This window comes from Acetobacter ghanensis, assembly GCF_001499675.1.
Classification (GTDB): Bacteria; Pseudomonadota; Alphaproteobacteria; order Acetobacterales; family Acetobacteraceae; genus Acetobacter; species Acetobacter ghanensis.
The window spans coordinates 711846-738335 of record NZ_LN609302.1 but is presented as its reverse complement, the minus strand read 5'-3'; the positions used below and the strand labels follow the sequence as shown (position 1 = coordinate 738335).

Annotated in this window: 27 protein-coding genes, 1 other RNA gene and 2 pseudogenes; 17 read left to right on the top strand and 13 right to left on the bottom strand. The window is 58.0% G+C overall.

Features of this window, described 5'->3' with window-relative positions; translation table 11 throughout:
* The first annotated feature begins 43 nt into the window (after positions 1 to 43).
* Positions 44 to 1768 carry an ATP-binding protein gene (locus tag AGA_RS03510; RefSeq protein WP_059024621.1) on the top strand — a complete coding sequence of 575 codons (1725 nt, stop codon included), beginning with the start codon at positions 44 to 46 and terminating at the stop codon, positions 1766 to 1768.
* 20 nt (positions 1769 to 1788) lie between these two features.
* Here the strand turns inward: AGA_RS03510 and AGA_RS03505 are convergent, their stop codons facing one another.
* Together AGA_RS03505 and AGA_RS03500 are read right to left on the bottom strand one after the other, a co-directional pair.
* Positions 1789 to 2187: a RidA family protein gene (locus AGA_RS03505; protein ID WP_059023048.1), complete on the bottom strand. Its 399-nt coding sequence runs from the start codon at positions 2185 to 2187 to the stop codon at positions 1789 to 1791.
* On the bottom strand, positions 2187 to 2432 hold the full coding sequence (locus AGA_RS03500) for a hypothetical protein (RefSeq protein ID WP_059023047.1): 246 nt from the start codon (positions 2430 to 2432) through the stop codon (positions 2187 to 2189). The genes AGA_RS03505 and AGA_RS03500 overlap by 1 nt, the downstream gene beginning before the upstream one ends.
* Between AGA_RS03500 and rapZ the strand changes: the two genes are divergently transcribed.
* The gene (rapZ, locus tag AGA_RS03495) at positions 2431 to 3402 is read left to right on the top strand and encodes an RNase adapter RapZ (RefSeq protein ID WP_059023046.1); all 972 of its coding nucleotides are present in this window, start codon (positions 2431 to 2433) and stop codon (positions 3400 to 3402) included. The two genes, AGA_RS03500 and rapZ, sit on opposite strands and share 2 nt — an antisense overlap.
* Before the next feature lie 44 nt (positions 3403 to 3446).
* Here the strand turns inward: rapZ and AGA_RS03490 are convergent, their stop codons facing one another.
* The gene (locus AGA_RS03490) at positions 3447 to 4055 is read right to left on the bottom strand and encodes a YqgE/AlgH family protein (RefSeq protein WP_059023045.1); all 609 of its coding nucleotides are present in this window, start codon (positions 4053 to 4055) and stop codon (positions 3447 to 3449) included.
* A gap of 109 nt (positions 4056 to 4164) precedes the next feature.
* Between AGA_RS03490 and AGA_RS03485 the strand changes: the two are divergent.
* Positions 4165 to 5069 (top strand): annotated as a pseudogene (locus AGA_RS03485) (PPK2 family polyphosphate kinase).
* Positions 5070 to 5144: 75 nt separating this feature from the next.
* Here the strand turns inward: AGA_RS03485 and AGA_RS03480 are convergent.
* Complete coding sequence (locus tag AGA_RS03480; RefSeq protein ID WP_059023044.1) at positions 5145 to 6158, bottom strand: cache domain-containing protein; 1014 nt, start codon at positions 6156 to 6158, stop codon at positions 5145 to 5147.
* Positions 6159 to 6391: 233 nt separating this feature from the next.
* On the opposite strand from AGA_RS03480, the gene AGA_RS03475 reads away from it, so the two are divergent.
* The gene (locus AGA_RS03475; protein WP_059023043.1) at positions 6392 to 6895 is read left to right on the top strand and encodes a DUF3465 domain-containing protein; all 504 of its coding nucleotides are present in this window, start codon (positions 6392 to 6394) and stop codon (positions 6893 to 6895) included.
* Between the two features lie 65 nt (positions 6896 to 6960).
* Here the strand turns inward: AGA_RS03475 and clpA are convergent, their stop codons facing one another.
* Both clpA and clpS read right to left on the bottom strand, forming a co-directional pair.
* Positions 6961 to 9306 (bottom strand): ATP-dependent Clp protease ATP-binding subunit ClpA, encoded by a 2346-nt coding sequence (gene clpA, locus AGA_RS03470; RefSeq protein WP_059023042.1) that lies wholly within the window; start codon positions 9304 to 9306, stop codon positions 6961 to 6963.
* 305 nt (positions 9307 to 9611) lie between these two features.
* Positions 9612 to 9989: an ATP-dependent Clp protease adapter ClpS gene (gene clpS, locus AGA_RS03465; protein ID WP_059023041.1), complete on the bottom strand. Its 378-nt coding sequence runs from the start codon at positions 9987 to 9989 to the stop codon at positions 9612 to 9614.
* A gap of 319 nt (positions 9990 to 10308) precedes the next feature.
* Between clpS and AGA_RS03460 the strand changes: the two genes are divergently transcribed.
* The 3 genes from AGA_RS03460 to ggt all read left to right on the top strand — a co-directional run bounded on the left by AGA_RS03460 (position 10309) and on the right by ggt (position 14154).
* Positions 10309 to 11445: a D-alanyl-D-alanine carboxypeptidase family protein gene (locus AGA_RS03460; protein ID WP_059023040.1), complete on the top strand. Its 1137-nt coding sequence runs from the start codon at positions 10309 to 10311 to the stop codon at positions 11443 to 11445.
* Positions 11446 to 11557: 112 nt separating this feature from the next.
* Complete coding sequence (gene map, locus AGA_RS03455; RefSeq protein WP_059023039.1) at positions 11558 to 12358, top strand: type I methionyl aminopeptidase; 801 nt, start codon at positions 11558 to 11560, stop codon at positions 12356 to 12358.
* 41 nt (positions 12359 to 12399) lie between these two features.
* Complete coding sequence (gene ggt, locus AGA_RS03450; protein ID WP_059024620.1) at positions 12400 to 14154, top strand: gamma-glutamyltransferase; 1755 nt, start codon at positions 12400 to 12402, stop codon at positions 14152 to 14154.
* Positions 14155 to 14172: 18 nt separating this feature from the next.
* Here ggt and AGA_RS03445 read toward each other — a convergent pair whose 3' ends face one another.
* Complete coding sequence (locus AGA_RS03445) at positions 14173 to 15222, bottom strand: lysine-2,3-aminomutase-like protein (protein ID WP_059023038.1); 1050 nt, start codon at positions 15220 to 15222, stop codon at positions 14173 to 14175.
* Between the two features lie 20 nt (positions 15223 to 15242).
* Here AGA_RS03445 and epmA point away from each other — a divergent pair, with 20 nt between their 5' ends.
* From epmA to AGA_RS03430, 3 genes are all read left to right on the top strand, one after another.
* The gene (gene epmA / locus AGA_RS03440) at positions 15243 to 16268 is read left to right on the top strand and encodes an EF-P lysine aminoacylase EpmA (RefSeq protein WP_059023037.1); all 1026 of its coding nucleotides are present in this window, start codon (positions 15243 to 15245) and stop codon (positions 16266 to 16268) included.
* Positions 16269 to 16363: 95 nt separating this feature from the next.
* Positions 16364 to 16765, top strand: a complete 402-nt coding sequence (locus AGA_RS13400; protein ID WP_083503532.1) for a hypothetical protein — start codon at positions 16364 to 16366, stop codon at positions 16763 to 16765.
* A gap of 50 nt (positions 16766 to 16815) precedes the next feature.
* On the top strand, positions 16816 to 17619 hold the full coding sequence (locus AGA_RS03430; protein ID WP_231945989.1) for a fasciclin domain-containing protein: 804 nt from the start codon (positions 16816 to 16818) through the stop codon (positions 17617 to 17619).
* A gap of 40 nt (positions 17620 to 17659) precedes the next feature.
* Here AGA_RS03430 and AGA_RS03425 read toward each other — a convergent pair whose 3' ends face one another.
* The 3 genes from AGA_RS03425 to AGA_RS03415 are packed head-to-tail and all read right to left on the bottom strand — an operon-like array spanning position 17660 to position 19709.
* Positions 17660 to 18244 (bottom strand): thiamine phosphate synthase, encoded by a 585-nt coding sequence (locus tag AGA_RS03425; protein WP_059023034.1) that lies wholly within the window; start codon positions 18242 to 18244, stop codon positions 17660 to 17662.
* Positions 18245 to 18282: 38 nt separating this feature from the next.
* A complete protein-coding gene (locus tag AGA_RS03420) occupies positions 18283 to 19197 on the bottom strand; it encodes a class I fructose-bisphosphate aldolase (RefSeq protein ID WP_059023033.1) in 915 nt (304 codons plus the stop codon).
* Complete coding sequence (locus tag AGA_RS03415; protein ID WP_231945987.1) at positions 19194 to 19709, bottom strand: hypothetical protein; 516 nt, start codon at positions 19707 to 19709, stop codon at positions 19194 to 19196. Before AGA_RS03415 ends, AGA_RS03420 begins: the two co-directional genes overlap by 4 nt.
* 55 nt (positions 19710 to 19764) lie before the next feature.
* Here AGA_RS03415 and AGA_RS03410 point away from each other — a divergent pair, with 55 nt between their 5' ends.
* From AGA_RS03410 to AGA_RS03395, 5 genes and pseudogenes are all read left to right on the top strand, one after another.
* Positions 19765 to 20067 carry a hypothetical protein gene (locus tag AGA_RS03410; RefSeq protein WP_059023031.1) on the top strand — a complete coding sequence of 101 codons (303 nt, stop codon included), beginning with the start codon at positions 19765 to 19767 and terminating at the stop codon, positions 20065 to 20067.
* A gap of 3 nt (positions 20068 to 20070) precedes the next feature.
* Positions 20071 to 20271: pseudogene (locus AGA_RS03405) on the top strand (cell division protein ZapA); the annotation flags it as partial.
* A gap of 147 nt (positions 20272 to 20418) precedes the next feature.
* Positions 20419 to 20574: non-coding RNA, 6S RNA (ssrS, locus tag AGA_RS13395), on the top strand.
* Positions 20561 to 21145 carry a 5-formyltetrahydrofolate cyclo-ligase gene (locus AGA_RS03400; RefSeq protein ID WP_059023029.1) on the top strand — a complete coding sequence of 195 codons (585 nt, stop codon included), beginning with the start codon at positions 20561 to 20563 and terminating at the stop codon, positions 21143 to 21145. The genes ssrS and AGA_RS03400 overlap by 14 nt, the downstream gene beginning before the upstream one ends.
* A 33-nt stretch (positions 21146 to 21178) precedes the next feature.
* Positions 21179 to 21994, top strand: coding sequence for a TIGR00282 family metallophosphoesterase (locus tag AGA_RS03395; protein WP_059023028.1), 816 nt, complete (start codon positions 21179 to 21181; stop codon positions 21992 to 21994).
* 45 nt (positions 21995 to 22039) lie between these two features.
* On the opposite strand, the gene AGA_RS03390 is transcribed toward AGA_RS03395, so the two are convergent.
* The 3 genes from AGA_RS03390 to AGA_RS03380 are packed head-to-tail and all read right to left on the bottom strand — an operon-like array spanning position 22040 to position 24394.
* Entirely contained in the window at positions 22040 to 22459 is a 420-nt protein-coding gene (locus AGA_RS03390; RefSeq protein ID WP_059023027.1) for an NUDIX hydrolase, read from the bottom strand.
* Entirely contained in the window at positions 22449 to 23324 is an 876-nt protein-coding gene (locus AGA_RS03385; protein ID WP_083503529.1) for a TIGR01459 family HAD-type hydrolase, read from the bottom strand. The genes AGA_RS03390 and AGA_RS03385 overlap by 11 nt, the downstream gene beginning before the upstream one ends.
* Positions 23321 to 24394 (bottom strand): quinone-dependent dihydroorotate dehydrogenase, encoded by a 1074-nt coding sequence (locus tag AGA_RS03380; RefSeq protein ID WP_059023026.1) that lies wholly within the window; start codon positions 24392 to 24394, stop codon positions 23321 to 23323. The genes AGA_RS03385 and AGA_RS03380 overlap by 4 nt, the downstream gene beginning before the upstream one ends.
* Before the next feature lie 163 nt (positions 24395 to 24557).
* On the opposite strand from AGA_RS03380, the gene AGA_RS03375 reads away from it, so the two are divergent.
* Complete coding sequence (locus tag AGA_RS03375; protein WP_059023025.1) at positions 24558 to 25157, top strand: hypothetical protein; 600 nt, start codon at positions 24558 to 24560, stop codon at positions 25155 to 25157.
* A gap of 159 nt (positions 25158 to 25316) precedes the next feature.
* On the top strand, positions 25317 to 26396 hold the full coding sequence (gene dinB, locus AGA_RS03370) for a DNA polymerase IV (RefSeq protein ID WP_059023024.1): 1080 nt from the start codon (positions 25317 to 25319) through the stop codon (positions 26394 to 26396).
* Positions 26397 to 26490: the final 94 nt, after the last annotated feature.

Sequence of the window (26490 nt, the reverse complement as noted above, 5' to 3'; positions counted from 1 at the left end):
CCCTTTGCTGGCATTTCTGTTCCGGCAGGCCCGCAGCCTGCGGATGCCCGGCCAACGCCCGCATAATGGCAGCATAGAGGCTACGGCGGCTTATCAGGCCTCCCGCACCCGGCTGATCTCCCCACTTATGCGCCGTGTGTTGCTGGTCAACATTCTGCCGCTGGCTCTGCTGGGGCTAACGGTCCTGTTCCTCAACCAGTTTCGCAACAGCCTGCTGGCGACCGAGGTCACGGCCCTGCGTGAACAGGCGCGCATTTATGCAGGCGCTCTGGGGCAGAGTGCCGTACATGCCACGCACCCCCATGCTACCCAGCTACAGGACCGGGGTTACGAGTTGGAGGGCGCTCTGGCGCGCCCCCTGCTCCAGCGCCTGACCGAACCAAGCCCCAATGCACACGCCCGCCTATTTGGCCCGGACGGGCGGCTGGTGGCCGATAATCTGATAGATATTGCCGACACGCAGGACACACCGCCTGAGCCGCACCACTTCCATTCCCACACCATTCCGTTTCCACCCGCGTTCCAGCCCGGCATATACGAACGGTTTCTGACTTGGCTATGGTCCGGCCATAACCCCGGCATTGTCACCCTCAACACCGATGAGGAAGATATTCCCGACCGTCCGGCACATCCTCCCCTGCTGGATGGCACCGACCACCCTCCGCCCGAGGCGCCGCCGTATATTCGCCGTACCGCACGTGGCAGGCTGATTATTACCGTGGCCGAACCCGTTATGCGTGACGGGTGGACGGTTGGTATTATTCAGCTAACCCGTGTGGCATCACAGGTGGATCGTTCGCTATTCGCCATCCGCTCAACCATTCTCTCACTCTTTTTTCTGGCGTTGGTGCTGACGGTCCTGCTCTCATGGTACCTCTCACTCACCATTGCACGGCCTTTGCTGCGCCTTGCTGCCTCTGCGCAGGTCATGCGGGATACAACAGGGCGCACAGGTACGGTCCCTGCCCGGCTGCTAGCCCGACGTGATGAAATTGGCGATGTGGCCCGCGCCCTACAGGCCAGCGCACAGGCCTTGTGGAAACGTATGGATGCCATTGAGCGGTTTGCCGCCGATGTGAGCCACGAGATTAAAAACCCGCTCACCTCAATCCGCTCCGCCATCGAAACCCTGCTGCGCATAGAGGATCTGAACCAGCAGCGCCGTCTGCTAACCATTATCAACGACGATGTGCGCAGGCTGGACCGGCTTATTACCGATATTTCCGACGCCAGCCGACTGGACGCGGAAATGTCACGCGCCAAGGCAAGGCCTGTTGCTGTTGGTCAGCTTTTGTCTGTTCTGGCGGAAATTCATCAGGCCACACGGCAAGACGGGCAGCCCATTATTGTCACCGATGTTCAGGACGACACGCCCGAACATCCGCTGACCGCGTTGGCGGTGGAAGACCGGCTGGTGCAGGTGCTCCGCAACCTTATTGGCAATGCCATATCGTTTTCCCCACCCAATGGGCAGATTATCCTGCACGCTGCGGCCAGCGGCAAAATGGTCAGCATTTCCGTTTCGGATGAAGGGCCGGGGATACCGCAGGCCAAGCTGGATTCGATTTTTGACCGCTTCTATTCCGAACGGCCGAAAAACGAGAACTTTGGCCAGCATTCCGGTCTTGGCCTGTCCATCAGCCGCCAGATCATAGAGGCGCTGCATGGCAATATTGCCGTGGAAAATCTGCATGACCATAAGGGGCACATAAAGGGAGCCCAGTTTATTATTGAGCTCCCCCGCGTCATCAGTACGCCCCAACGCTAGCCAGCTTATTGGCTGGAGGCCTAAAACCCGGCCTCGGCTTCCAGCTCTTCTTCTTCGGGCACATTAATAATCAGGTCGAACATAATTTTAGGCACGGAAGATGGGGCATCCTTGAGCCACATCATTGTCATGCCCGGAGAAGTGTTCGAAAAGAACTGGCGGAAAACAGGAAAACTGGCGGGAAACTCATCCGCGTCAGCAATATGGCAGACAATGCGACTGACATCACGCAATGTCAGATCATACGCTGCCAACAGGGGGATGGCTTCCTCAAAGGCCGCCCGGCACTGATCAACCAGTTCCATCGTCCGGAACTGGGGGGCATACAAACCGGCAAGCTCAAAGCCGGCCGCCGTTTGCACGACACGCGGACGACTGGCGACAGAACGTGTGTTCCGTGTCAGGGTTTTATCTTTCATCACGGAATAATGATGTAAGGCAGCCATTCAGGAACCGCAATTTTCTCTTTCGTAACAAATGCGCCACCACAGGTTTGTAGGCCCTGTTGATTAACGTCAGGTATAGCAGGTCTGAACAGAATGCCTTCTCTTCCATCATAAAACTGCTTTAAACTGACGCCGCATCCGGATTGCACGCCATTTGCCACAAACGGCCCGGTCAGGGCGTGCACCTTATCGGACAGTAAAAAGGAAGTGCCGTCCATGCACATGGCGGATGATACGTCGGTTCCACGCCGCATTCTGCTGGTGTCTGGTCTGTCCGGGGCGGGCAAGTCTTCCATCCTGCGGATTCTGGAAGACCTTGACCACGAAGTGATCGACAACCCGCCACTTGGTATGCTGGACGATATTGTGGCGCGGGCAGAACGACCTGTGGCCATTGGGGTCGATTCCCGCACCCGCGGGTTTGATGCATCCGCCGTGCTGGAGGCACTGGCCCGCCTACGGGTTAACCCCAACCTGCGCGTGGAACTGATATACGCCACAGCGGACGAAAGTGTGCTGCTCCGCCGTTATACCGCCACCCGGCGGCGGCACCCACTGGCCCCACATAGCAGCGTAAAAGAAGGCATTGAGGCCGAAGTCGCCCTGACCGCCCCCCTACGGGCCGCCGCCGATCTGGTTATTGATACAACAGACATGCCCCCGCCTGACCTGCGCCAATTTGTGGAAAGCCGGTTTAGCCCATGGGAAGGCGGCGTAAGTGAAGGGCTGACCGTTACCCTTATGTCCTTTGCCTATCCGGCTGGTCTGCCACGGGAAGCCGATATTGTATTTGATGCCCGCTTTCTGCGAAATCCGCATTATGTGCCTGAACTAGCCCCTAAAACCGGGCTGGATGCCGATGTTGCAACCTATGTGACGCATGACCCAGACTACCTGCCCTTCCTCAACCAGATTCACGCCATGCTGCAACTGGTCCTGCCGCGTTTTGTGCAGGAAGGTAAAAAATACGCCACAATCGCCATTGGCTGCTCCGGGGGGAGGCACCGCTCCGTCACAATGGTAGAAGCTCTGGCCAAGCGCCTGTCTGCGCCTGATGGCATGGGGCACTACCAAGGCTCTGGCCAATGGCCCATCATGATCATGCACCGCGAACTGGCGCGGCAGGGAATCAGCGCGTGGCGTTGGGCCAGAAAACCAGCCGAGGCCACACGGGCCGAACCTTACTGACCTAACAGCCCGGCCACTTAAGCTGCTGCCTGAGGCTAGGTCATTCAGGCACGGCCGGTCTGGCCGGTCATCCGCGCTGGATCAATATTGATGGAAGCCAGAGCACGCCGCCATTTGACGGTATGATCCATCCCAAAAATCAGTTCCCGCGTAGCTGGCACCACAAACCAGGCGTCATGCTGAACAATTTCCTGCTCAAGCTGTCCTGCGGACCAGCCCGCGTGCCCCATGGCCAACAGGGCATCCTGCGGCCCACCGCCCGATGCTATATCCTGCAACACATCCATGCTGGATGTGACCACCATGTTATCCGTCACACGCAGGCTATCCATTCCGCTCCAGTCTGCGGAATGCAGCACAAGCCCGTGCCCCTCTTCCACCGGGCCGCCAGCACACAGCCCAATCCGCCGTACAGGCGGCACGGGCTCAATCTGCAACTGCTCCAGCAGATCATCAAAATCTGGTCGAGGCAGGCGTTTGTTCACAACAAGCCCCATAGCCCCCTCGTCTGGCGTATGGCTGCACATATAAATAAGGGACTGTCCAAACGGGGTACCCCCGAGCATAGGCGTTGCCACCAGCAGCATACCTGCCAGAGAAAGGCCATTATCCGTTACAACGGGGTCAATTGGGGTGGTGTTTACGAATGCCATCTCTAAAGATATGAGAAACACTTCCTTTTTTGGCAAGATTGCCAGCTCATCTGTTGTCTGTAATTCTATGCGAGCGACACATACAGATCAATTTCCGGGACACATGTCCATGAACACCCTCACCCGCTTCCTCAATGCTCTGGACAGTTACAAAATAACAGATGGTAGCCAGTTCAAGCTCACCGACCACAACCCCGACGATGATGGGCATCTGGGCCTGGACAAGGAAATAGGCAAAAAACTCCTCCGGCAGGTCAAAGGCCTGTTACAGAATCTGCAGGAACTACTGTACGCCAACCAGACCCACTCGGTCCTTATCATCCTGCAAGGCATGGATGCCGCGGGCAAGGATGGCACAATCAAGCACGTCATGTCCGGGGTCAATCCGCAGGGGGTGGCTGTAACGTCCTTCAAACAGCCCGGTCCGACCGATCTGCTGCACGGTTTTTTATGGCGTATTCATGCTGCTGCCCCACAGGCTGGCCGCATCGTCATTTTCAACCGTAGCCAGTATGAGGATGTTCTGGTCAGCCGTGTACACCCTGAGCTGCTCAAGAACGGACACATTCCGGGCGCACTCAACACACCAGAATTCTGGAAAGGGCGCTACAGCGACATCCGGCATCTTGAACATTACCTGAGCCGCCAAGGCACACGTAGGGTAGTACGGTCAAGTTCTTTTTGAACATCTCACGCGAGGAGCAGCGGCAACGCCTTTTGGCCCGTCTGGATGTTCCTGAAAAACGCTGGAAGTTTTCACCCTCGGACCTGCATGAGCGTGAATACTGGGACGATTACGCAACCGCTTATCAGGATGCCATTGCCCAGACTGCGCGCCCCCATGCGCCGTGGATTATTGTACCGGCCAACCACAAATGGTACGCCCGCCTTGTGGTTATTGGCACCATTATTCGGGCCTTGCACAACCTGCGGCAGGTTACACCGCAGCCCAACCCGGACGTCATGCGCCAGTTGGATGACTACCGCACCCGCCTGTTGCAGGAAAAACCCTGACCTGACTTTTTTCCTTCCGGGCAAACCCCCGGAAGGAAAATCCAGATCTGACTAATTTTTAAAATCCGATAATATTTAAATGGTGGTTTCCAAAACCCCGTACCATCCCAGTCCCTTATAGGTCTCATAACCGGGGGTATGTGCGTAGGCGATCAGTCTGTCCCCATCCACATAATACCCACGCTCTTGTTTCGGCACGAACTTGTAATGTTCGTTTAGTAACCCACTCCCATCAGATGCTGCGATAATCCGTTTGTGGGCATCAACCAGCATAACCCGTGTCTGCCCCCGCTCCATATCAGAGAGGCGCGCGCCTTTAACAATAGCTTCAGCCTGCGGTGCCCAGTCAAACGCAATACCCAGAACACCCAGAACCTGCCCGCGCGCCTCGCCTCCGGCCCGGATGGCCGTGCTGTAAATGGCAGCCTGCTCGTTATTCAGCGCCTGCACACGATCAACGTCTGCCACGGCGTATTCCTCACCACTTTGCGTGCGAAGTGCCTGAGTAAACCATCCTTCCTGCGACATATCCCACCCACGCAAGCTACGATGCGTTTCGGGGCGACCACACGCCACGACCTTGCCTTGCATATCGACAATAAAAAGATCGAGATAAACAGTGTAGGATTTCAGAATTGTCGCCAGCCGCTCCGAGGCATACTGGAAGGCCTGCGGTGTGCCGCTTTCCAACGCCTGCACAACGGCACTATCGGTCGCCCACCAACGCACATCGCACGAACGCTCGTACAGATTGCGGTCAATCAGATCTACCACATTCAGAGCCAGATCTGTCAGACGTTCTCCTTTACCCTGCAAAAGCAGGTCATTCCCAGCCTTTAACAGGCGGTCCGTACTGCTATCCGTCGCACTCCGCAACTCGGAAGCAATACCGACAATACGGGTGGAAATACGCCCCATTTCGTCTGCCAGCAAACCAAAAGCAGCCCCGGCCTGCCCCACCCGCGCGGCCTCAATGCGGGTGTTGATGGCCAGAAATTTGGCTTCGTTCATAACGGAAGCTATCAGATGAATTTTTTCCCGCGTCATCTGAGAGACTTCGTAAGCAAGTTTGAGGATATCGTCTTGCATGCGGGATATGTCTTTCAATCCGTATTCGAAACAATACTGCGCAAAAGTAGCACGACCAATTTGGTCCCAAAACGCAACAATGTCTGCTGTATCTCTCTGTTTTGCCTAAATTGTTACGGCCTGTAAACTCCTCCTGCCCAGCCTATTCGTCCCTGATCACGCGCATTTGACAGGTGGCGACCTCCTCGCCATGAAACATATCCACAAACGCCATAACCTCGATAAGGATAACCATGCTCCGTTTTAAAAATCGCGCGGCCCTGCTGGCATTATGTACCGGGTTAAGTCTGCCCACCCTGTTCCTCCACCCCGCTCAGGCGCGCTACAGGACGCATGATAATACCCAGACCGCCACGGTGCCGTCCTCATGCGATAATCAGGATTTTCTGAGCAAGCAGCAGGCGTTTGAAAGTGGTGGCTCCAAAAAAGATGTTCCTGTGCATATTTGCGGCACTGTTCTGGCCATTTCACCAAAAGCCAAGAAAACGCGCAGTGGCCGGCATGGGTATTTTTACGTAACCGTTGCCCCCAACGTATCCATCCGCATTGTGACCAATCTGGACGAAATGCAAACACCTGCATGGCCATGGGTCGCCAAAGGGGACGCAGTAGAAGTTGTTGGGCGTTATTACTATGACTCCCCACGCAAGCAGGGTGTGGACTGGACACACCACGGCACTGGCCGCTCATGGGGTGTTCCCGGCTACGTTATTGTCAACGGAAAGCAGTACGACTGACAAAAAAAGGGGCTGGCCAGAAAAACCGGCCAGCCCCTTCTCCCTTTATAGACCAGATCCCCTGATCAGCCTGCTGCTTCTTCTTCCTTTTCGCTCCCGCGCTCATCCTCACCAGAGCCGGACGTGGCATTGCCATTGCTTTCCACAATGTCAAACGCCAGTTCACCATTTTTAAGACCGATCTTAACGGCCCCACCTTTAGCCAGCCGCCCGAAGAGTAGTTCCTCGGCCAGAGGCTTCTTGATGGATTCCTGAATGACCCGGCCAAGTGGCCGTGCGCCATACAGACGGTCGTACCCCTGTTCTGCCAGCCACTCCTTGGCTGCCGAGGACAGTTCAATGGTCACATGACGGTCAGCCAGTTGTGCTTCAAGCTGCAGCACAAACTTTTCTACTACCTGCCCGACAATCTCCTGCGTCAGATGTGCAAACGGAATAACCGCATCCAGCCGGTTACGGAACTCGGGGGTGAACAGGCGTTTGATAGCCTCTTCATCCTCGCCTTCACGCACCTTGCGACCAAAACCCACGGCCTCCTTGCTCATATCGGATGCACCGGCATTGGTGGTCATGATCAGGATAACATTCCTGAAATCGACCGTTTTACCGTTATGGTCCGTCAGGCGGCCGTTATCCATCACCTGAAGCAGCACGTTGTACAGATCAGGATGAGCCTTTTCGATTTCATCCAGCAGCAGAACGGCATGCGGATGCTGGTCGATGGAATCGGTCAGCAGGCCGCCCTGATCAAACCCGACATACCCCGGAGGCGCACCCAGCAAACGGGAGATGGAATGCCGCTCCATGTATTCAGACATGTCAAACCGGATCAGCTCAATACCCAGCGCGTTGGCAAGCTGGCGGGCTACTTCCGTTTTACCAACCCCTGTGGGGCCGGAGAACAGATAGTTGCCAATCGGCTTTTCCGGATCACGCAGGCCAGCACGCGCCAGCTTGATGGCAGCGGACAGGGCATCAATCGCCTGATCCTGCCCGAACACCATGCCCTTGAGGTCGCGTTCCAGAGACCGCAGCACTTCCTTGTCATCGGCCGAAATGCTTTTGGGCGGAATACGCGCAATACGGGCGATGATGTCTTCCACATCCTTCAGGTTGACCGTCTTGCGGCGGCGGCCTTCAGGCTGGAGCATGCGGGAGGCTCCGACCTCATCAATCACGTCAATCGCCTTATCGGGCAATTTGCGATCATGAATGTAGCGGGCGGACAGTTCCACAGCCCCACGAATGGCCTCTTCCGTGTAGCGGACCTTATGGTGCTTTTCGTAGCTACCCTTCAGGCCGCGCAGGATCTTGACCGCATCATCAATGCTGGGCTCGGGCACATCAATCTTCTGGAACCGCCTTACAAGCGCACGATCTTTCTCAAAGTGCTGGCGGAATTCCTTATACGTGGTCGAGCCGATGCACCGCAGCGTACCAGCCGCCAGAGCAGGCTTGAGCAGGTTGGACGCATCCATGGCCCCACCCGATGTGGCACCTGCACCGATAACGGTATGGATTTCATCAATAAACAGGATGGCGTGCGGGTCCTGATCCAGTTCCGTAACAACGGCTTTGAGGCGTTCCTCAAAATCACCGCGGTAGCGGGTACCAGCCAGCAGTGCGCCCATATCCAGCGAATAGATGGTGGATTTAAGCAGCACTTCGGGCACGCTGCCTTCCACAATCCGGCGGGCCAACCCTTCTGCAATGGCGGTTTTACCCACGCCGGGGTCACCTACATACAGCGGGTTATTTTTGGTGCGGCGGCACAGGATCTGAATCGTGCGTTCAATTTCCGTATCGCGCCCGATCAGCGGGTCAACCTTACCGGCCGCGGCCTTGTCGTTCAGATTGACGCAGTAGGTCGAGAGCGCGTCCTGACTTTTCTGCGCCTTGGCTTCTGCGCGTTCGGGCTCTTCCCCTTTTTCCGCACCGGAGTTGCTCCCTGCAACAGGGCGGCGGGTCGTGCGGTCGGGAGCCTTGGCAATACCGTGAGACAGAAAGTTTACCGCATCCAGCCGTGTCATATCCTGCAATTGCAGGAAGTACACAGCATGGCTTTCGCGCTCGGCAAACAGGGCCACAAGTACGTTGGCCCCTGTGACTTCATCCCGGCCGGTAGACTGCACATGAATAGCCGCACGCTGGATAACGCGCTGGAAGGCGGCAGTCGGCTTGGGTTCAGTCGGACGGTCAGACGCCAGACCTGCCAGATCCTTGTCGAGGAAGCCTGTCAGGTCTGTCCGCAACCGGTCCAGATCAACCCCACAGGCGCGGAATACCGTTACGGCATCCGCATCATCAACCAGGGCAAGAAGCAGATGCTCTAGCGTGGCATATTCATGATGCCGTTCTCCGGCCAGAATAAGCGCCCGATGCAGCGTCTGCTCAAGATTGCGTGACAACATGACGAGACGCTCCTTTCCCCGGACTTTCCAACCGCGGCGAAACTACCAAGAGACCACGATCGGATGCCCTGAAAACATATTTGGCTGCTTCGGCAAGAAATGCGAGTCATAACCACGCAAAAAACGCGCGTTCACGCATTTTTCGTTCTCACATCGCACAAGAATGCTGGTTTTTCGCGCTTTTTGTAAAAAGCCCCGGCGCGCAAAAATATGCGCCCTCACGGCTACGCCCCCCTGTTTGTGGCGCAAACGGGCATTAAGCCCCCACAAAGGGGGCCGGGTCGGGCGGGCCTGATATCGTTTGTTCAGTCTTTTTCGATGGTGCACTGGAGCGGGTGCTGATTCTGGCGCGCCAGATCCATGACCTGAGAGACCTTGGTCTCCGCCACCTCATACGTAAACACGCCACACACCCCTACGCCCTTGCGATGGACATTGAGCATGATGTCCGTCGCCTCTTCCCGATTCTTCTGAAAAAAGCGCTCCAGAACGTACACAACAAATTCCATGGGTGTGTAATCATCATTCAGCATGAGCACTTTATACATGGCGGGCTTACGGGTTTTGGGCTTGGCCCGCACCACCACACCAATTTCTGCATCATCCCGATCCGAATCCATGCCCTGATCACGCCGCGACGGCCCGTTGCCTGTATGCAGAACAGGAAAATGAAACGAGGCCATAGCAACCGAACTCCAGAAGCAAGGGTTGAAAACTGAGGTGTTCCTTATCACCATATTGGCAAAGCCGAAGTACAATAAAAGAGGGAAATAACCACAGAATAGCTGATGCGCGCGCCAATGTTCGGCGTGTGTGCCATATTTATGCCACACACCAGCCCAACATGGCGGAAGAGAACGATGTTTCTGGTTATTCGGATTCTGGGCACCAAAGCGCCAGTTTTTTGCCGCCACGCTCTTGCGATTCCCAACGGTAGGCGGAATAGTATTCCATACGGAGTAGGTGGGGGTAAAAGTGGCAAACAAACCGGCGTTACGGCAGATGGCAGATGGCAACAGACCAACGTCTGGCAAAAGCATTAAAAATCTGCGTTTGCGTAAGTGGGCCGCCCTGTTTGCCAGCGTAACGGTTGGCGCCTTGACGACGGTCGGCCACGCACACGCCCAGTATGCCGGGCAGATCAGCTCCATTGTTATGGATTCCAAAACCGGCGCTGTCCTGTCCCAGACCAACCCGGACCTACGCCGTTATCCGGCAAGCCTGACCAAACTGATGACGCTGTATATGACCTTCAACGCCCTGCGCGCTGGAGCCATATCGCTCAATCAGGCTGTTCCTGTTTCCATCCACGCCTCCACCATGGAGCCCTCCAAGCTTGGGCTGGTTCCCGGCTCCCGCCTGACCGTTGAACAGGCCGTGCTGGCGCTGGTTACCAAATCCGCCAACGATGCGGCCTGTGCGCTGGGTGAACTGATTGGGGGCGGCAGCGAACCCCAGTTTGCCGCCATGATGACCCAGCAGGCCCATGCTATGGGCATGAACCAGACCCTGTTCCGCAATGCTTCCGGCCTGCCAGACCCGGACCAGATGACCACTGCGCGTGATCTGGCAACACTTGGCCGCCGCCTGATTGCCGATTTTCCTGAGTATTACCACTACTTCTCCACCCCTGCCTTCCGTTTTCATGGCCGGTACATTCCCAACCATAACCCCATGCTCAAGGTTTATGCCGGGGCAGATGGCATGAAGACCGGCTATACGCAGGAAGCAGGGCGTAACCTTGTGACCTCCGCCATCCGCGATAACGTGCGGCTGGTCGGGGTGGTTATGGGGGCATCCAGCAACACCCAGCGCTCCCTTGTTATGGCAAACCAGCTTGACCACGGGTTTGATGCGGAAGGCGTTGCGCCTGTGGCCCGTCCACTGCTTGTTGCACAGGCTCCCAGCACACTGCGCCACCGGAGCCACCGTGGCGCGCTAATCATAGCAGCGGCCAACCGCAAACATACTCCGCTTGAAGTGGCGGAAGCGCCTACAGCCCGCCGCCACCATGCCGCCATTACAAAGGTCAGCCACGGCCGCCATGCAACGGTTATCGGGGCCAAGGTTCACACCATTTCCACCCCCAGCATTCGCCGCAGCACGGCACGGCAGAGCACGGCCCATAACCGGACCTGAGCTTTTTCTGGTCATTTAGACCCTCTGGCATAATCAAAGCGGGTTGCCTTTGTGGCCCGCACTCTTCATCTTGCTGCTTTCCTAAGCACCAACAACGATGAGGAAGTGCAGAATGGCGGGCAGAGGCGGGATCGTTCTCCATACCGAAGAAGACTTCAAATGCCTGCGTGCAGCGGGTCAGCTGGCTGCTGCCACGCTGGACATGATTACGCCTTACGTCAAACCCGGCGTAACCACAGGCGAACTTGACCGCATTATTCATGCCTATACGCTTGAACATGGTGCCACACCCGGTCCACTCAACTACCGTGGTTATCCCAAATCCTGCTGTATTTCGGTCAACCACGTTGTGTGCCACGGCATTCCGGGCGACCGGCCACTGATTGAGGGCGACATTGTCAATATTGACGTGACCCCCAAGCTGAATGGCTGGTTTGGAGATTCCAGCCGCATGTACACCGTGGGCAAGGTGTCCATCAAAGCTGCCAAACTGATTACCGCCACCTATGAAAGCCTGATGCGTGGCATTGAAGCCGTGCGCCCCGGTGCAACATTGGGGGATATTGGTTACGCCATTCAGAGCTACGCCGAAAAAAATCGCTATTCCATTGTGGAAGATTTTTGCGGGCATGGCATTGGGCAGGTTTTCCATGCCGAGCCTAATATTCTGCACTACGGCACCCCCGGTCAGGGCATGAAACTGAAGGCCGGCATGGTGTTTACCATTGAACCCATGCTCAACATCGGCAAAGCTGACGTGAAAATTCTGGACGATGGCTGGACTGCGGTCACACGGGACCGTTCCCTGTCCGCACAGTTTGAACATATGCTGGCCGTGACCGAAACAGGGTACGAAATTTTCACCCGTTCCCCCGCCGGTTACGACTGCCCACCTTTCCCAATCAAAGGATAACGCACATGAAAGCCGCAGGCACCACGCTCTCATCCCATGTTATGCGTCACGTTGTGCTTGCGGTCTTGTGCCTGACCACAGCAAACACGGTATGGGCCGCGCCCGCGGCAGACCCTCTGGCTTACGGCACAGTATCGCCCACCATGCAGACTGCCCTCCCCCCGGTACCGGGGAAGCATGGCATGGCGGTTTCTGCCCAGAAGCTGGCATCCGAGGTTGGGGCGCACATTCTGGCCAAAGGGGGCAATGCAGCCGATGCCTCCGTGGCTATGGGGTATGCGCTGGCTGTTGTGTACCCCGCTGCTGGCAACCTTGGCGGTGGCGGCTTTATGATGCTGCGCCCCCCCGGCAAACCCTCTGTTTTTCTTGATTTCCGGGAAAAAGCACCACTAGCGGCTAAGCCGGATATGTATCTGGACAGCGCAGGCAACGTTATTCCCAACCAGTCCATACTGGGGTGGAAAGCGGTTGCCGTGCCCGGTACGGTTGCCGGGCTGGAAGCCGTGCATAAACGCTGGGGGCACCTGCCACGGCAGACAGTTATCGCACCAGCCATCAAACTGGCTCGGGATGGATTTGTGCTGGAGGAAGGCGATGTTGAGCTCCTGAACACCTCCACCGCAGCATTCCGTAAAGACCCTTACGCCAGCAAAATTTTTCTGCGCCCTGATGGCTCCCCCCTCCAACCCGGAGACAGACTGGTACAGAAGGATCTGGCACGCTCGCTGGAACTGATTGCGCAAAAAGGGGCCGATGCCTTTTACAAAGGGCCAATCACCGCCAGCATTCTCGCCCAATCTCAGGCTCATGGCGGCATTTTGCAGGCCGAGGATTTTGCGCATTACCAACCGCGCGAACTGCCCCCCATAACCTGCTCTTACCGAGGGCTGCTGGTAGAAACAGCCCCACCTCCCAGTGCCGGGGGCATAGCCTTGTGCGAAATGCTTGAGATTCTGGCAGGGTATGACATGCACGCCCTTGGCCTGCATTCTGCCCCGGCTCTCCAGCACGAAATTGAAGCCATGCGTCACGCCTATTCCGACCGCCGGAATCTGGGGGACCCGGCTTTTATCCATAACCCGGTCAGCAGCCTGCTGGACCCCGCCTACATTGCCAGTGTGCGTGCGCACATGCCCACCGACCGCGCCATACCCTCGGCTGACCTACGCGCAGGCGATGCGTCTCCAGAAAAACCGGAAACCACGCAGTTTTCCGTTATCGACCAGAATGGATTTGCCATTTCCACCACCTACACGCTCAACGGCTGGTTTGGCGCCAAGGTCGTAGGCGGAGATACCGGCATTGTCATGAATGACGAGATGGATGATTTTTCCATCAAACCCGGCGCGCGCAACATGTTTGGCATTCCCGGCAGTAAGGCCAACGCCATAGCGCCGGGCAAAACACCCCTTTCTTCCATGGCGCCCACCATTATCTCTCGTAATGACAGGCCGGTCATGGTCATCGGCAGCCCCGGTGGTTCACGCATCCCCACCACAATTCTGTCTGTTATTCTGGGCGTGGTGGATTACGGGCTGAACATCCAGCAGGCCATAGACCTGCCTCGCCTGCACGAACAGTGGATGCCCGAAAGCGTGGAAGTGGAAACCGGGGCACTTACGCCACAAGTACAACAGACCTTGGAGCAGGAAGGATATAGCTTTGTGCTCCACGCGCCATGGGGTATTCCCGAAGGTATTCTAATCGGCGGTCCCGACCTGAACACCAAAGGGGCCGCTCGCTTCTATGGTGGCGCAGACCGCCGCCACCCCGGCGGGGCCGCCATAGGGGAATAAACCGCCCTCTGCTACCGCTTACAGCCGGTCCAGATTATGGACCGCGCCCTCCGGGTCACGCACCTGCTTGGGGCCGAGAATATAGTCCGGCCCCAGTGGGACCTTGCCGTACCCGCCGGGAATATCGAGAACATAAATGGGCCAAGCCAGCCCCGTTACACGACCCCGAAGCCCTGCCAGAAGCTGCTGCCCCCTTTCCACCGGCACATGAAAATGCGCCGTACCCGGCGCGGGGTCGAGCTGGTGCAGGTAGTATGGCCGCATCCGGTTTTCCACCATGGTGCGGAAGAGGGCTTCGAGGGCTTCCTCGCTATCATTCACTCCCCGTAGCAGCACCGACTGCCCTAACAGTGGAATACCCCGCCTTACAATGCGGCGCAGGCTATCCCGCGTTGGGGGGGCCATTTCCCGCGCGTGGTTCATGTGCACTGCCATCCACATGGCCTTGTCTGTTTCCAGCGCATCCAGCAGGGTGTCAGTAACGCGCTCCGGGGCGGCCACAGGCACACGCGTATGCACCCGAATGGTGGTAACATGCGCCATGCCAGAAAGAGCCTGAACAATCTCCCCTAGCCGCCGGGGTGAAAGCATGAGCGGGTCTCCGCCAGTTAGAATAACCTCCCGGATCTGCTCATGCGTGCGCAGCCAGTCCAACGCACGACTCAGGGCCTCTTCGTCCAGCACCCCGCCATCTGGGCCTACATGCTCACGCCGGAAGCAAAAGCGGCAGTATAACGGGCACACCAGCAGGGGCTTAAGCAAAGCCCGGTCCGCGTAGCGGTGCACAATACCGGGCACGGGGGAGAGCGCATCATCACCGATCGGGTCGGACCGTTCTGCGGGGGAGACCACCAGTTCCTGCGCTGAGGGAATGACCTGCACACCAATAGGGTCCGTTGGACTTTGCATGAGTGCTGCAAAAGCGGGGGGCACGGCTGTTGCGTAGTGCTGGCCAACGGCCTGTAATTCCGCCCGATGAGCAGGCGGGACCATGCCGGCGGCAATCAGTTCATCTGGGGTGCGCAGCGTACGGCTGATCGCAAAAGGGGGCTTGACCGGGGAAGACATGTACCGGCTCTACTCTGCCCATGTCTGTGTCTGCAACATCTCATCTGCCCTTCGGTAGTCCTGACCCCGAACGTATCCGCGATCGGCTACCCTTTTTAATCCGCCGCAATCTGGTCTTGCGTGGGGTCCGTGCGTTTTTGGAAGCACGCGGCTGCATGGAGGTAGAAACACCCTGTGCTGTGCCTGCTCCGGGTGAGGAAGTGCACCTCCTCCCCTTCCAGACCATGCAGGAAACACCCGACGGCCAGCACCAGACGCTATTCCTGCACACCAGTCCCGAATTTGCCATGAAGCGCATTGTCGCAGCTACCGGGCTACCGCTGTTCCAGTTCGCCCGGGTCTGGCGCAATGGCGAGGCCAGCGCGACCCATGCACCGGAATTTACCATGCTGGAATGGTACCGCCCCGGCATGGCCCTAAGTGGCCTGATGGACGAGACGGAAGCCCTGCTCAAAGCCGTTCTGCCTCCCACCTTGTGCCGCAATGCGTGCACGCTTGACCTGAGCCTTCCGTTTGAACGTCTGAGCATAGAGGACGCGTTCCGCCGCCATGCCGGTGTCGATCTGCTGCCAACAGAGGGGCAGGCGCAGGCTCTTGCCGATGCAGCACACTGCACCCTGCGCGATGGAGAAACGTGGGAAGATCTGTTTTTTCGTCTATTGCTGGAACGAATCGAACCGGCCATTGGCCAGACGCGCCCCACCTTTTTAACCCACTGGCCAGCCAGTCAGGCAGCCCTTGCCCGCAAAGACCCCACCGACCCCCGTGTTGCCCTGCGCTTTGAACTGTACGCAGCAGGCATGGAACTGGCCAACGCGTTTGAAGAGCTGACAGATGCGGTGGAACAACGCCAGCGTTTTAGCCATGACAGGGCCATACGCCAGAGCCTGTACCCCACCCGCGCAACATGGCCGATGGATGAAAAGCTGCTTGCGGCCCTGCCCCACATGCCCCCCTGTTCGGGCATTGCGCTTGGCTTTGACCGGCTGGTCATGCTGGCCTGTGGCGCACCACGCATACAGGATGTCTTGTGGATACAGGATTAGTCTGCAACATTTATGCCAATCAGGTGTTTTTTGTTCGTCTTCCACCAGTATGATGAATACCAGCGGCGTATTCGACCAAGGGACAAGTCCGTGCCATGACATACGCAAACAAATTTTTACTGGTGGGGCTTCTGGTCCTTACCGCGTGCCAGGTTCCTAGCCCGCAGGAACGCCGTAAACTCGATTCCATGATCGGACGGCCAACTGTGGACGTCATCCGGACCTTTGGCGTACCCACGCGCCAGTTCACCACCGGCAACCATACCTTCCTCGCCTACATCACGCAGGAAACCGACTACACCATGCCCATGGGCGGGGGATGGGGTTATGGACCCGGCTGGGGTGGCGGATGGGGCTACGGAGGCTGGGGTTATGGCGGATGGGGAGGTGGATGGGGCGGCGGCATGGGCACCGCCTATACCTATAGCTGCCAGACCAACTTTGAAGTGGTGGACGGCCTTGTCAGCAGTTGGACAATGCGTGGAGACGGCTGCTAGACTAGCGGCGTTATGCCCTGCCTCCTGACCCATATTCCGTCTTCCATGCCATGACCACTCAGGAGGCAGCTCTGTATTCTCCCCCGCAATGTCCTGCCCCATTCTGGCATCGTGGGCGTGCGCCTGTCTGGGGTATGGCGCTGGCAGTCATGGCCCTGTTGGGTGGGTGCCAGCAAAGCCCTGCCCGGCAGGATACATACACAACACCCATATCAACCTGCGCATACATGATGCCCACCGTCTCTGGCACGCGCACATACACCACAGGGCGGAGCAGCACGGCTAAGGACCCGGACACCCAGCAGTCCAGCAACCCGATCGACAGTGCCGTTGCCTATGGTAACCCGCAAACACCAGCTTTCTGCGACCGTCCATTATCGGACACATTGCGCAGTTCCATAGAACTGGCTGACTACACACATTTGCTGGGAAGTACGGACCTGCTCGCCACCTTGCAGCAGGCTGGCCCCTTTACGGTGTTTGCCCTGCCCAATGCCGCGCTGGAAAGTTACAATGCCCAGACTGGTGGCCAGTTGCTAAACCCGGCCCATCCGTCGCAACTGCGCGCCATACTTGGTTTTACGATTGTTACGGGCAAGTGGCCGCATAAAGCCTTACGAGAGGCGATTCGTGCAGCACCAGACCACCGTCTCTCTCTCCCCACTCTCAACGGGCAGAGTCTTACCGTCTGGTCAGACCCACAAACCGAACAGCTTATGGTGGGAACACCTCATGGCCTAAGCAGCCAGTTGTGGGTTATGGGCATTCCGCAGGCCAATGGTGTGCTGTACTTTACCCGCACCCTTCTATTGCCACCTGTGGAACAGACTGTTTCAGCCGCTCCGGCACATTGAAACAGAGGGAACCAGTGCTTTGAGCACCGGCCTTATACCGTCAGACGCTCCATAAGGCGGGATCATCCCACCAACTGGCGGCTGGCATAACAAAATCCACATCAATCCCGACCAGCGCAGCGGCCTCCTCCGGGGTGCGGGCCTGAGCCACAGCAGGCAGCTCCATCATCATACACCACCACTGGGCAAGCGCCTGCACAGTCTGCGGAGCATCTGGCGCATCATCCGCATCGGGGGCGAAGCAGATATAATCTGCCCCTTCTTCCCCCGCACGCATGGCAACATCCCGGCTTGTGCCAACGGCCACACCCAGTTGCAGCTCATCCCCAATCTGGCGGCGTACCTCCCGCACAGAGGCCGCTACATAAGATGGGGAAAGATGCACGCCATCGCACCCGGTCTGCACTGCAAGGTCAGGTGCGTCCTCCAGCATAAGGGCAATACCTTTATGCTGCACAAGCGGGCTGATCTGCCCGATTATGGCCTTGGCTGTTACTGCGGACACCCCATCCGCCAGCCGCAACAGTAACGCTGCTGGCTGGTAGTGGGCCAACCGCTTTTCCAGCACAGGCACAAACGCATCGGCACGTAAAAGCGGAGGCGTAACAAGATACAGTTCCGACACTCCGTCTATCCTTCCTGCACGATGCGCGCCTGCATGGCTCAGTTCTTGAAGATGGTGGTAATCTGGTCGAGCAGGGCCAGTGCTTCCGCCTTGGGGCGCTGGAACACGTTACGACCGATAATGGAACCAAAACCGCCACCATCATGGATGCCCTGAATGGTCGCCAGCAGGTTTTCCGTGCCGGTGTGTTCACCACCAGAGAAGATGACAATACGACGGCCTGCAAAGCTGGCCTGTACAACATGGCTGATGCGGGCAGCCAGAGTTGCTACATCCACCTTGTTCTTTTCATACACAGGCTTGCAGGCATCCAGCGCAACAACATCGGTCGGCGGTTTGACCTTGATGATATGGGCACCACACAGCGCAGCCATATGAGCGGCGTAAGCGCAGACATCCACAGCCGTTTCGGCCTTTTTGTCCAGCACCGGACCACGCGGATAGCTCCACACAATAACGGCCAGACCGGCTGCCTTGGCTTCTGCCGCCAGTTCACGCAGCTCTTCCATCTGGTCGAAGCAGTATTCGGACCCGGGGTAAATGGTAAAGCCAATGCCCGAGCAGCCCAGACGCAGCGCATCGGCTACTGTGCCGGTAACGGCCTGATCTTTTTCTGTCGCAAGGCTGTTAGAGCTGTTGCATTTGAGAATGAGCGGAATTTCACCAGCAAAAGTGGCTGCACCGCATTCGAGCATACCCAGAGGCGCTGCATAACCGCTCAGACCGGCTTCAACTGCCAGCTGGAAGTGGTAATGCGGGTCATACGCGGCCGGATTAGCGGCAAAAGAGCGGGCTGGACCATGCTCAAACCCCTGATCAACCGGCAGAATGACCATTTTGCCGGTTCCACCCAGCTTGCCTGCATTGAGCAGACGGGCCAGATTCATCTTTGTGCCGGGGTTATCGCTCTCATACTGGTTGAGAATAGCCTTAACCTTCGGGGTAAGCGTCATGTGGAACAGTCCTTCTTTTGCCTTGTGTCCGGCACATTATTTTCCGGATGCTGGTGTTGGCAATAACCGTGGGCGAAATACCCGACAAGAGACGATATGGCCCTTAGCGGCATGATAAGGTTAAATGATGGCGGTCGTTGTGGCAGTAGCTCCGCTTTCTGCTGCGCATACAAGGCCCGAACCGCCTCATATTGTGGATTTTGCGGGCGCAGAATGGCAGCTTGCTGCCCACAACGCAACGCCATGAGAGCACCTGCAGGACTACTGTCACAATCAAGCACATGCACAAAAGCCCGCGTAGCCGATTCTGCCACATCGTTCATCAGGGCGTGCCACCACTCTACCCCCATAAACGCCACGGCTCCGGGGGGAGAAAGCAGACCAACGCACCCAGCATACGTGGCTTGGTCCGCCGCCTGTAAAGCCATGCGCGCTCCCTCAAGGTCGGACACACACACATAGCGGATAGACGGTGGAGAAGACGAGAAAAGTGGCCTGTTTTCCGTGAGCATGCTTGACGCGATCGCTTTTGCGGGTGATTCCTTACCCCAAGAGAAGGGAAAAGGAATGCAGGATCAAGACGTGGAGCCGCACTCACCCCAAGGCAACAGCTATGCCAGCATGCATACCCACGCCAGACCGGCGGAAGAGTCCATCACCCGTCTGGACCGTGCATTGCAACGCATTTCCTTTGCTCTTGATAAAAAACAGCAAAAACCCACCCGCGCAGATACCCACCAGCAGGAACTGCTGGCTAATCTGGATGCGCTGATCATGCGTGTGCGTGATGTGCTGGAGCAGACCGCTGACCCCGCTCCGGCCACCTCCACCCCGGCCCCGCTTGTGCACAGGCATGAGGAAGAGAACTGACCCATGGCGCTTGTTTCCGTTCATATTAACGGCCACAGCTATACTGTCGGATGCGAAAATGGGCAGGAACGGCACGTTCAGGCCATGGCGCATCAGGTCGAACGCCGTGTGCAACAGGTGCGTAATCTGGGCTTCAGTGGCGAGACCCGCCTGCTGGTGCTGGCGGCCCTGCTGATGGCGGACGAAATTCAGGATCTGTCCGGCAACCGGGTGCCAGAGACCACAGCCCTTGCCGCGCAGGACGCCGAACGCCTGCGGGCCGAACTAGCTTTGACCAATGCCCGGCTGGCCGATTTGGCCGATACTGCGGAATCTCTTGCAGCGGAGATAGAGCGCGCCTACATAGGAGAGGCGGGGCTGCCCGACGCGTGAGGCAAGTCATCCCCTGGGCCGATAAGCACTTCCTAGGGAGCTGGCTCTGTTGTGGCCCTGGTCACATTACCCGGTGCCCACCTGCACTAGCAGGTCCTGGAGGTTGAAAGACCCACGGTCCATGGTGGCTCCGCACACATCTTCCCCCTACAATGATCCGCCTGATATTGCCGAGCGCAAAAAAAGCCTGCGGGTCCAGTGCCTTGCCGCGCTTAAGGCGCGCAATGTCCTGCATGATCGGGGGATTATCCAACATCTTGAACATCTGCTTCATGCTGCCTCAGGGCCTGTTGCCTGTGTATGGCCCCTGCCGCATGAGGTTGACCTGCGCCCACTGTGCCATGCACTGGCGCGGGCAGGCATACCCGTGGCGCTACCAGAAACACCCCCACGCGGCACTCCTCTGATTTTTCGCCAATGGCAGCCCGAATCCACCATGCTTGCAGGCCGCTTTGGCACCCAGTACCCGGATGGCCCCCTTATGGAGCCACGCCTCGTGCTGGTCCCCCTGCTGGGGTTTGACCGGACAGGCAACCGCCTTGGCTATGGCGGCGGGTATTATGGCCGCACACTGGCTGCCCTGCCCCACGCCACCAGCATAGGCTATGCTCCCTCCACGCAAGAGGTCGCACACCTGCCGCGTGGCCCCCATGACCAGCCCCTAAGCTGCATTGTAACCGAAAAGGAGGTTATCCGTTTTGACTAACCCACACCGCCACCCTGTGCGAAAGACCAGCGCGTGAGAATCCTGTTTTTGGGCGATATTGTCGGCCGTACGGGGCGTGATGGCGTGCTCTCCCGCCTAAGCGACCTGCGCACACGTCTGGCGCTGGACCTTGTGGTGGTCAATGCGGAAAATGCGAGCCACGGCTTTGGGCTTTCCCCCGCCATTGCCACATCCCTGCTGCAAAGCGGGGTGGATGTCATTACGCTAGGCAACCATGCGTGGGACCGCCGCGACCTGATAGGTCATATTGATGGTGAGCCCCGCGTGATCCGCCCGCTCAACTACCCTCCGGCCACACCCGGCCAAGGCAGCGTAGTGGTTGGGCTGGCCGATGGCCGCAAGGCGCTGGTGGTCAATGTTATGGGGCGCCTGTTCATGGACCCGCTGGATGACCCCTTCCGCTGCATGAACGAACTGCTGACCAAACACCGCATGGGCGCTACGGTCCATGCCATTGTGGTGGATATTCATGCCGAAGCCACCAGCGAAAAATGGGCCTTTGGCCATATGCTGGATGGCCGGGTTTCCCTTGTTGTGGGCACCCACACCCACACCCCCACTGCCGACCACCGCATTCTGGCAGCAGGCACGGCCTTCCAGACCGATGCGGGAATGTGCGGGGATTACGACAGCGTTATTGGCATGACCAAGGAACCCGCTGTTGCCCGCTTTGTGCGCAAAATGCCCGGCGAGCGGCTTCAGCCCTCCGAAGGGGAAGCCACAATCTGTGGTATTATGGTGGAAACGGACGATGCCACGGGTCTGGCCCGCCGGATAGCCCCTTTGCGGCAGGGCGGTCTTCTGGCCCAAACGCTACCCGACTTCTGACAAACCACCGGCCAGCGGCATGTACTGCCCTGTACCGGTGAGACATTACGCCTGCTGTGCGTGGTACGCCTGCACAGCAACCTGCGTGGCCAGAGTAAGCGGCTGGGGCAAGGCATCCAGCGCGAACCAGCCCAGACCATTGTGCTTATGGGGTTCGCACAGCCGCGGCTCCCCCTGCACAGTGGTCACGCGATAAACGGGTGCGATCCAATGTGTGCCTGCACTCCGGTCAATCTGGTCCACCACGCATAAAAGGGGACCGGCCTCAAGCTCCAGCCCAACTTCCTCGCGCACCTCACGCATGGCGGCCTGCGCTACGGTTTCAAAAGGGTCCACCTTACCACCCGGCAAGCCCCAGCACCCCGCTTCGGGTGCTTTAACCCGCCGGATAAGCAATAAGTGCCCGTCCCGCAAAATAAAGGCGCCACATCCTACGGCTGGCTGCACAACATACCTACCAAACAAGCCTGTGTACGGCCGCCGTTGGCTGTAAGCCAGCAGCTTTGGCCTCGGCAGTCGCCAAAGCCATGTCATTGCCGATCATTTCCTGATGGATACCACCCAGAATCCACAGGCTGTCCACACCAACGGCAGCAGCCCCTTTGATGTCTGTCCCCAGCGCATCCCCTATGGCCAAAATACGTGTGCGGGGCACGTCCAGCATATCAAAGACCGGCTGGTAAACACCGGGGTACGGCTTGCCAATCCAGCGCACATCCCCACCCTGTTCCTCGTAGAACGCGGCCAGAGCACCGGCACATATCTGCCGGTTACCGCCCTTGACCACAACCCGGTCGGGGTTTGCGCAAATCATGGGTAGTTTGCGCTCAAGGCAGGCGCGTAGCTCTGGCAGATAAGGGTCCAGCGTTGCCACCCCCCGTTCCAGATCCGGCCCTGTGTTCATGACAAAATCGGCCATGCCCACATCTGCCACACGCTGGATGTTCAGCCCCTCGTACAAACCCAGATCATGCACACCACCAATATGCAGCACTTTGCTGCCAAGGCGAGCAAACCACGGGTCTGCCTTGTCTTTCAGCTGGCGGTGCGTTTCCTGCCCGCTGGTCATGACCCCCTTGTAAAGGGCACGATCCACGCCAAACCCTTCCAGTTGCGCAGCCACCACCGCCGCCGGACGGGGCGCGTTGGACAGCATGACAACCCGCTTACCCGCCTTATGGAGGGCCTGTAAGCATTCTACTGCACCGGGGTAGGGGCTTACGCCATCATGCACGGTGCCCCACAGGTCAATAATATAACCATCATACTGGCTGGCCAGTGCTTCCAGCCCGGCAACCTGCGGGACTGTCCAGTTACCAACTTCGCTCACAGGTCCACCCCGCGTATATCATCCAGAGCTTCCACGCCTTCTGCGCGCATGATCTGAAGCATCTCACGCTTAAGGCGGCCGATAAGAGCCGGGCCTTCATAAGCAAAGGCGGTATAGACCTGCACCAGATCAGCCCCCAGACGGATGCGGGTCAGAATATCCTGACCGCTTTCAATCCCCCCGCAGGAGACCAGCGCCAGACGCCCGGCGGCAATGCTGGCCACAAGGCGCAGCATCTCGGTCGAACGGGTCGCCAGCGGACGGCCAGACAGGCCACCAGACTCGCCCTTATATGGGCTACGCAACGTATCCGGCCGGGCCAATGTGGTGTTGTTGATAATCAGCCCCTGCGCACCACCCTGCACTGCGGCCTCCACAATGGGAGCAATGGCGTCATTTTCCAGATCAGGAGCGAGTTTGACCAGCAAAGGCGGCCGCTCGGCATGACGGGCGGAAATGGCATCCAGAATACCCTTCAGCCGTGCTGCATCCTGCAACCCGCGCAGCCCCGGCGTGTTGGGGGATGACACGTTAAGGACAATGTAATTCACATACGGCTTAACCCGCGCCACAAGGGCCGGGTAATCCCGCTCGGGGTCTGCCCCTGTCTTATTAATACCAATATTGGCACCCACGGGCACACCGGCTCCCCCGGCCCGGCCAGAAGGCAGCGGGCGGGTCAGGCGGGCAAGACGGACAGCAAAGCGGTCAATCCCCTGATTATTGAAGCCCATGCGATTGATAACCGCACGGTCCTCCTCCAGCCGGAACAGGCGCGGCTTTGGATTGCCGGGTTGCGGGCGTGGCGTCACGGTACCCGCCTCGACAAACCCAAAACCCAGACGGGCCAGCGGACGCAGCACCCGAGCGTTCTTGTCAAACCCGGCGGCAATGCCAATCGGGTTTGAAAACCGCATACCCAGCGCGCGCGTGGCAAGAGCCGGGTCATCTTCTGGACGTTTGAAGGGAACGGAAACGCCCAGCATAAGGGCATCTATGGCAAGCTCATGCGCTTTTTCGGGGTCAAGCTTGCGCACAAGCGGCAGGGAGAGGGATGCTAGCACTGACATGGCATTTTTACTGCCCCATGCCGCCCCTTAAGGAAAGGAAAAAAACCATCCCTGCCACCACGCATGACGCCATAAAGTTTTACTTGCAATTGAGACTGATTCTCACTTAATAAGCCTTCATGACCGAACGCAAGGGAGGGAGGCACCGCCTCCGGATCACGTCATGCAACATACGCCCGTTTACCTCACGGATCTTGCCGCCAGCGAACGCCTGACCCTGTGGACCATCCGCCGCCTTGCCGGTGCACCACCCCCCTGTGGCGCAGCACCGGGGGCATCAGGCAGCCTGTTCCTACCGTGCTTCAGGCAGGAATTCATGGCTGTCTCCCAAGCTTTTCAAGATGCACTGACCGATATGGCCGCGCACGAAATGCCCGCTCTGGATATTTGCGCAGGTAGCACGCTGGCCGTGACGGAAACGGAATATAACCTATTACTGGCCACAGAGGCAGCGCAGAACGAGCGGGAAACCGACATGCAGGCCCTTCTCAGCCCGCTGCTCCCCTTTGCGCGTCTGCGCCAGAGGATGATGGCCGCACTCACAACGCTGGGGGCCTGTCTGGCGGGCGCTGGTTACTGGCTCTCGCACCATGCTGCACGCCCTTTGCAGCAACCCACAGCCGTACCAGGCATGAGCCGCGCTGCCTACCCCGCAACCGCAGCGCTTTCTGTCGCCCGCTGGCATGATCTGGATATGAGCATTGCCCATTCATGGCGCTATGCCCCACCCCGCCGCAGCTTTGCCCAACCTAATGCGGGTTAAACAGACCTGCATGAAGCAAAAGCGATAGCATCTTGGCCATTCTGCGTGCGCCAAGACGGGGCTATACGTAGCGCGTTGCAATTGTGATGGGGTTGGCCCCACATTAATTGTTCCTGTTATGTTCCATAACGACGCAATCCGTGCCATAGTGGTGCGGCAATGCCTACGCCCATACGCCGCATTATCCACATCGACATGGACGCATTTTATGCCTCCGTCGAACAACGGGACAACCCAGCCCTTAAAGGGCGGCCGGTTGCTGTAGGGCACTGTCAGGAACGGGGTGTTGTCGCTGCTGCCAGCTACGAGGCCCGCAAATTTGGCGTGCGTTCGGCCATGCCCTCCCTTATTGCGCGGCGCAAATGCCCCGAACTGGTTTTTGTCTCCCCCCGTTTTGATGCTTACCGCGCCGTATCCGCCCAGATACACGCCGTTTTTTCCCGCTATACGTCACTCATACAGCCTCTCTCGCTTGATGAGGCGTATCTGGATATTACGCACCCGCTGCTCCGCCGCGCCTCAGCAACCGCCATTGCGGAAGAAATTCGGACCAGTATTTTTGAGCAAACCGGGCTCACCGCCTCTGCTGGCGTCTCCTACAACAAGTTTCTGGCCAAGCTGGCATCTGACCACCGCAAACCCAATGGATTATTTGTTATTCCGCCCGGTATGGGAGAAGCCTTTGTAGCCCCCCTGCCCGTTGGTACCTTCCACGGTATTGGCCCTGCAACGGCCAGACGTATGAACAGCTTGGGTATTCACACCGGTGCGGACCTGCGCGCCTGCCCGCTGGATATTCTCAAACACCATTTTGGCAAGGCAGCTACCTTTTACTACGGTATTGCCCGTGGGGTGGATAACCGGCCGGTCGAGGCCAACCGTCCGCGTAAGTCCTTGGGAAAAGAGACAACCTTCCTCCAGGACCTCCATACCGAATCCGAACTTGTGCAGGCTATGGCCATGCTGGCAAGCCAAGTCTGGACTGCATGTCAGAAGCGCGAAATTACTGGCCGCACGGTTACGCTCAAACTCCGCCATTCCGACTTTACCCAGCTCACCCGGAGCCAGTCATTCCCGCAGCCCGTCCAGAACGAGGCCGCATTGCAACAGGCCGCGGTCCGGCTGCTTGCTCCCCTACTCCCACTTAGCAAACCGGTCCGGCTGCTGGGGGTCTCCCTCACAGGGCTTGTTGTACCGGGGCAAATTGAGGCTGATCGCCAGCTTTCCCTGCTCCCTTGACCACTTTACACCGCATGATCTTTCAATGATCATGTGTAGATTAAGTCATTCATAGAAAATGTTTTGATTTCGAAATATTTAAAAAGTAAACATT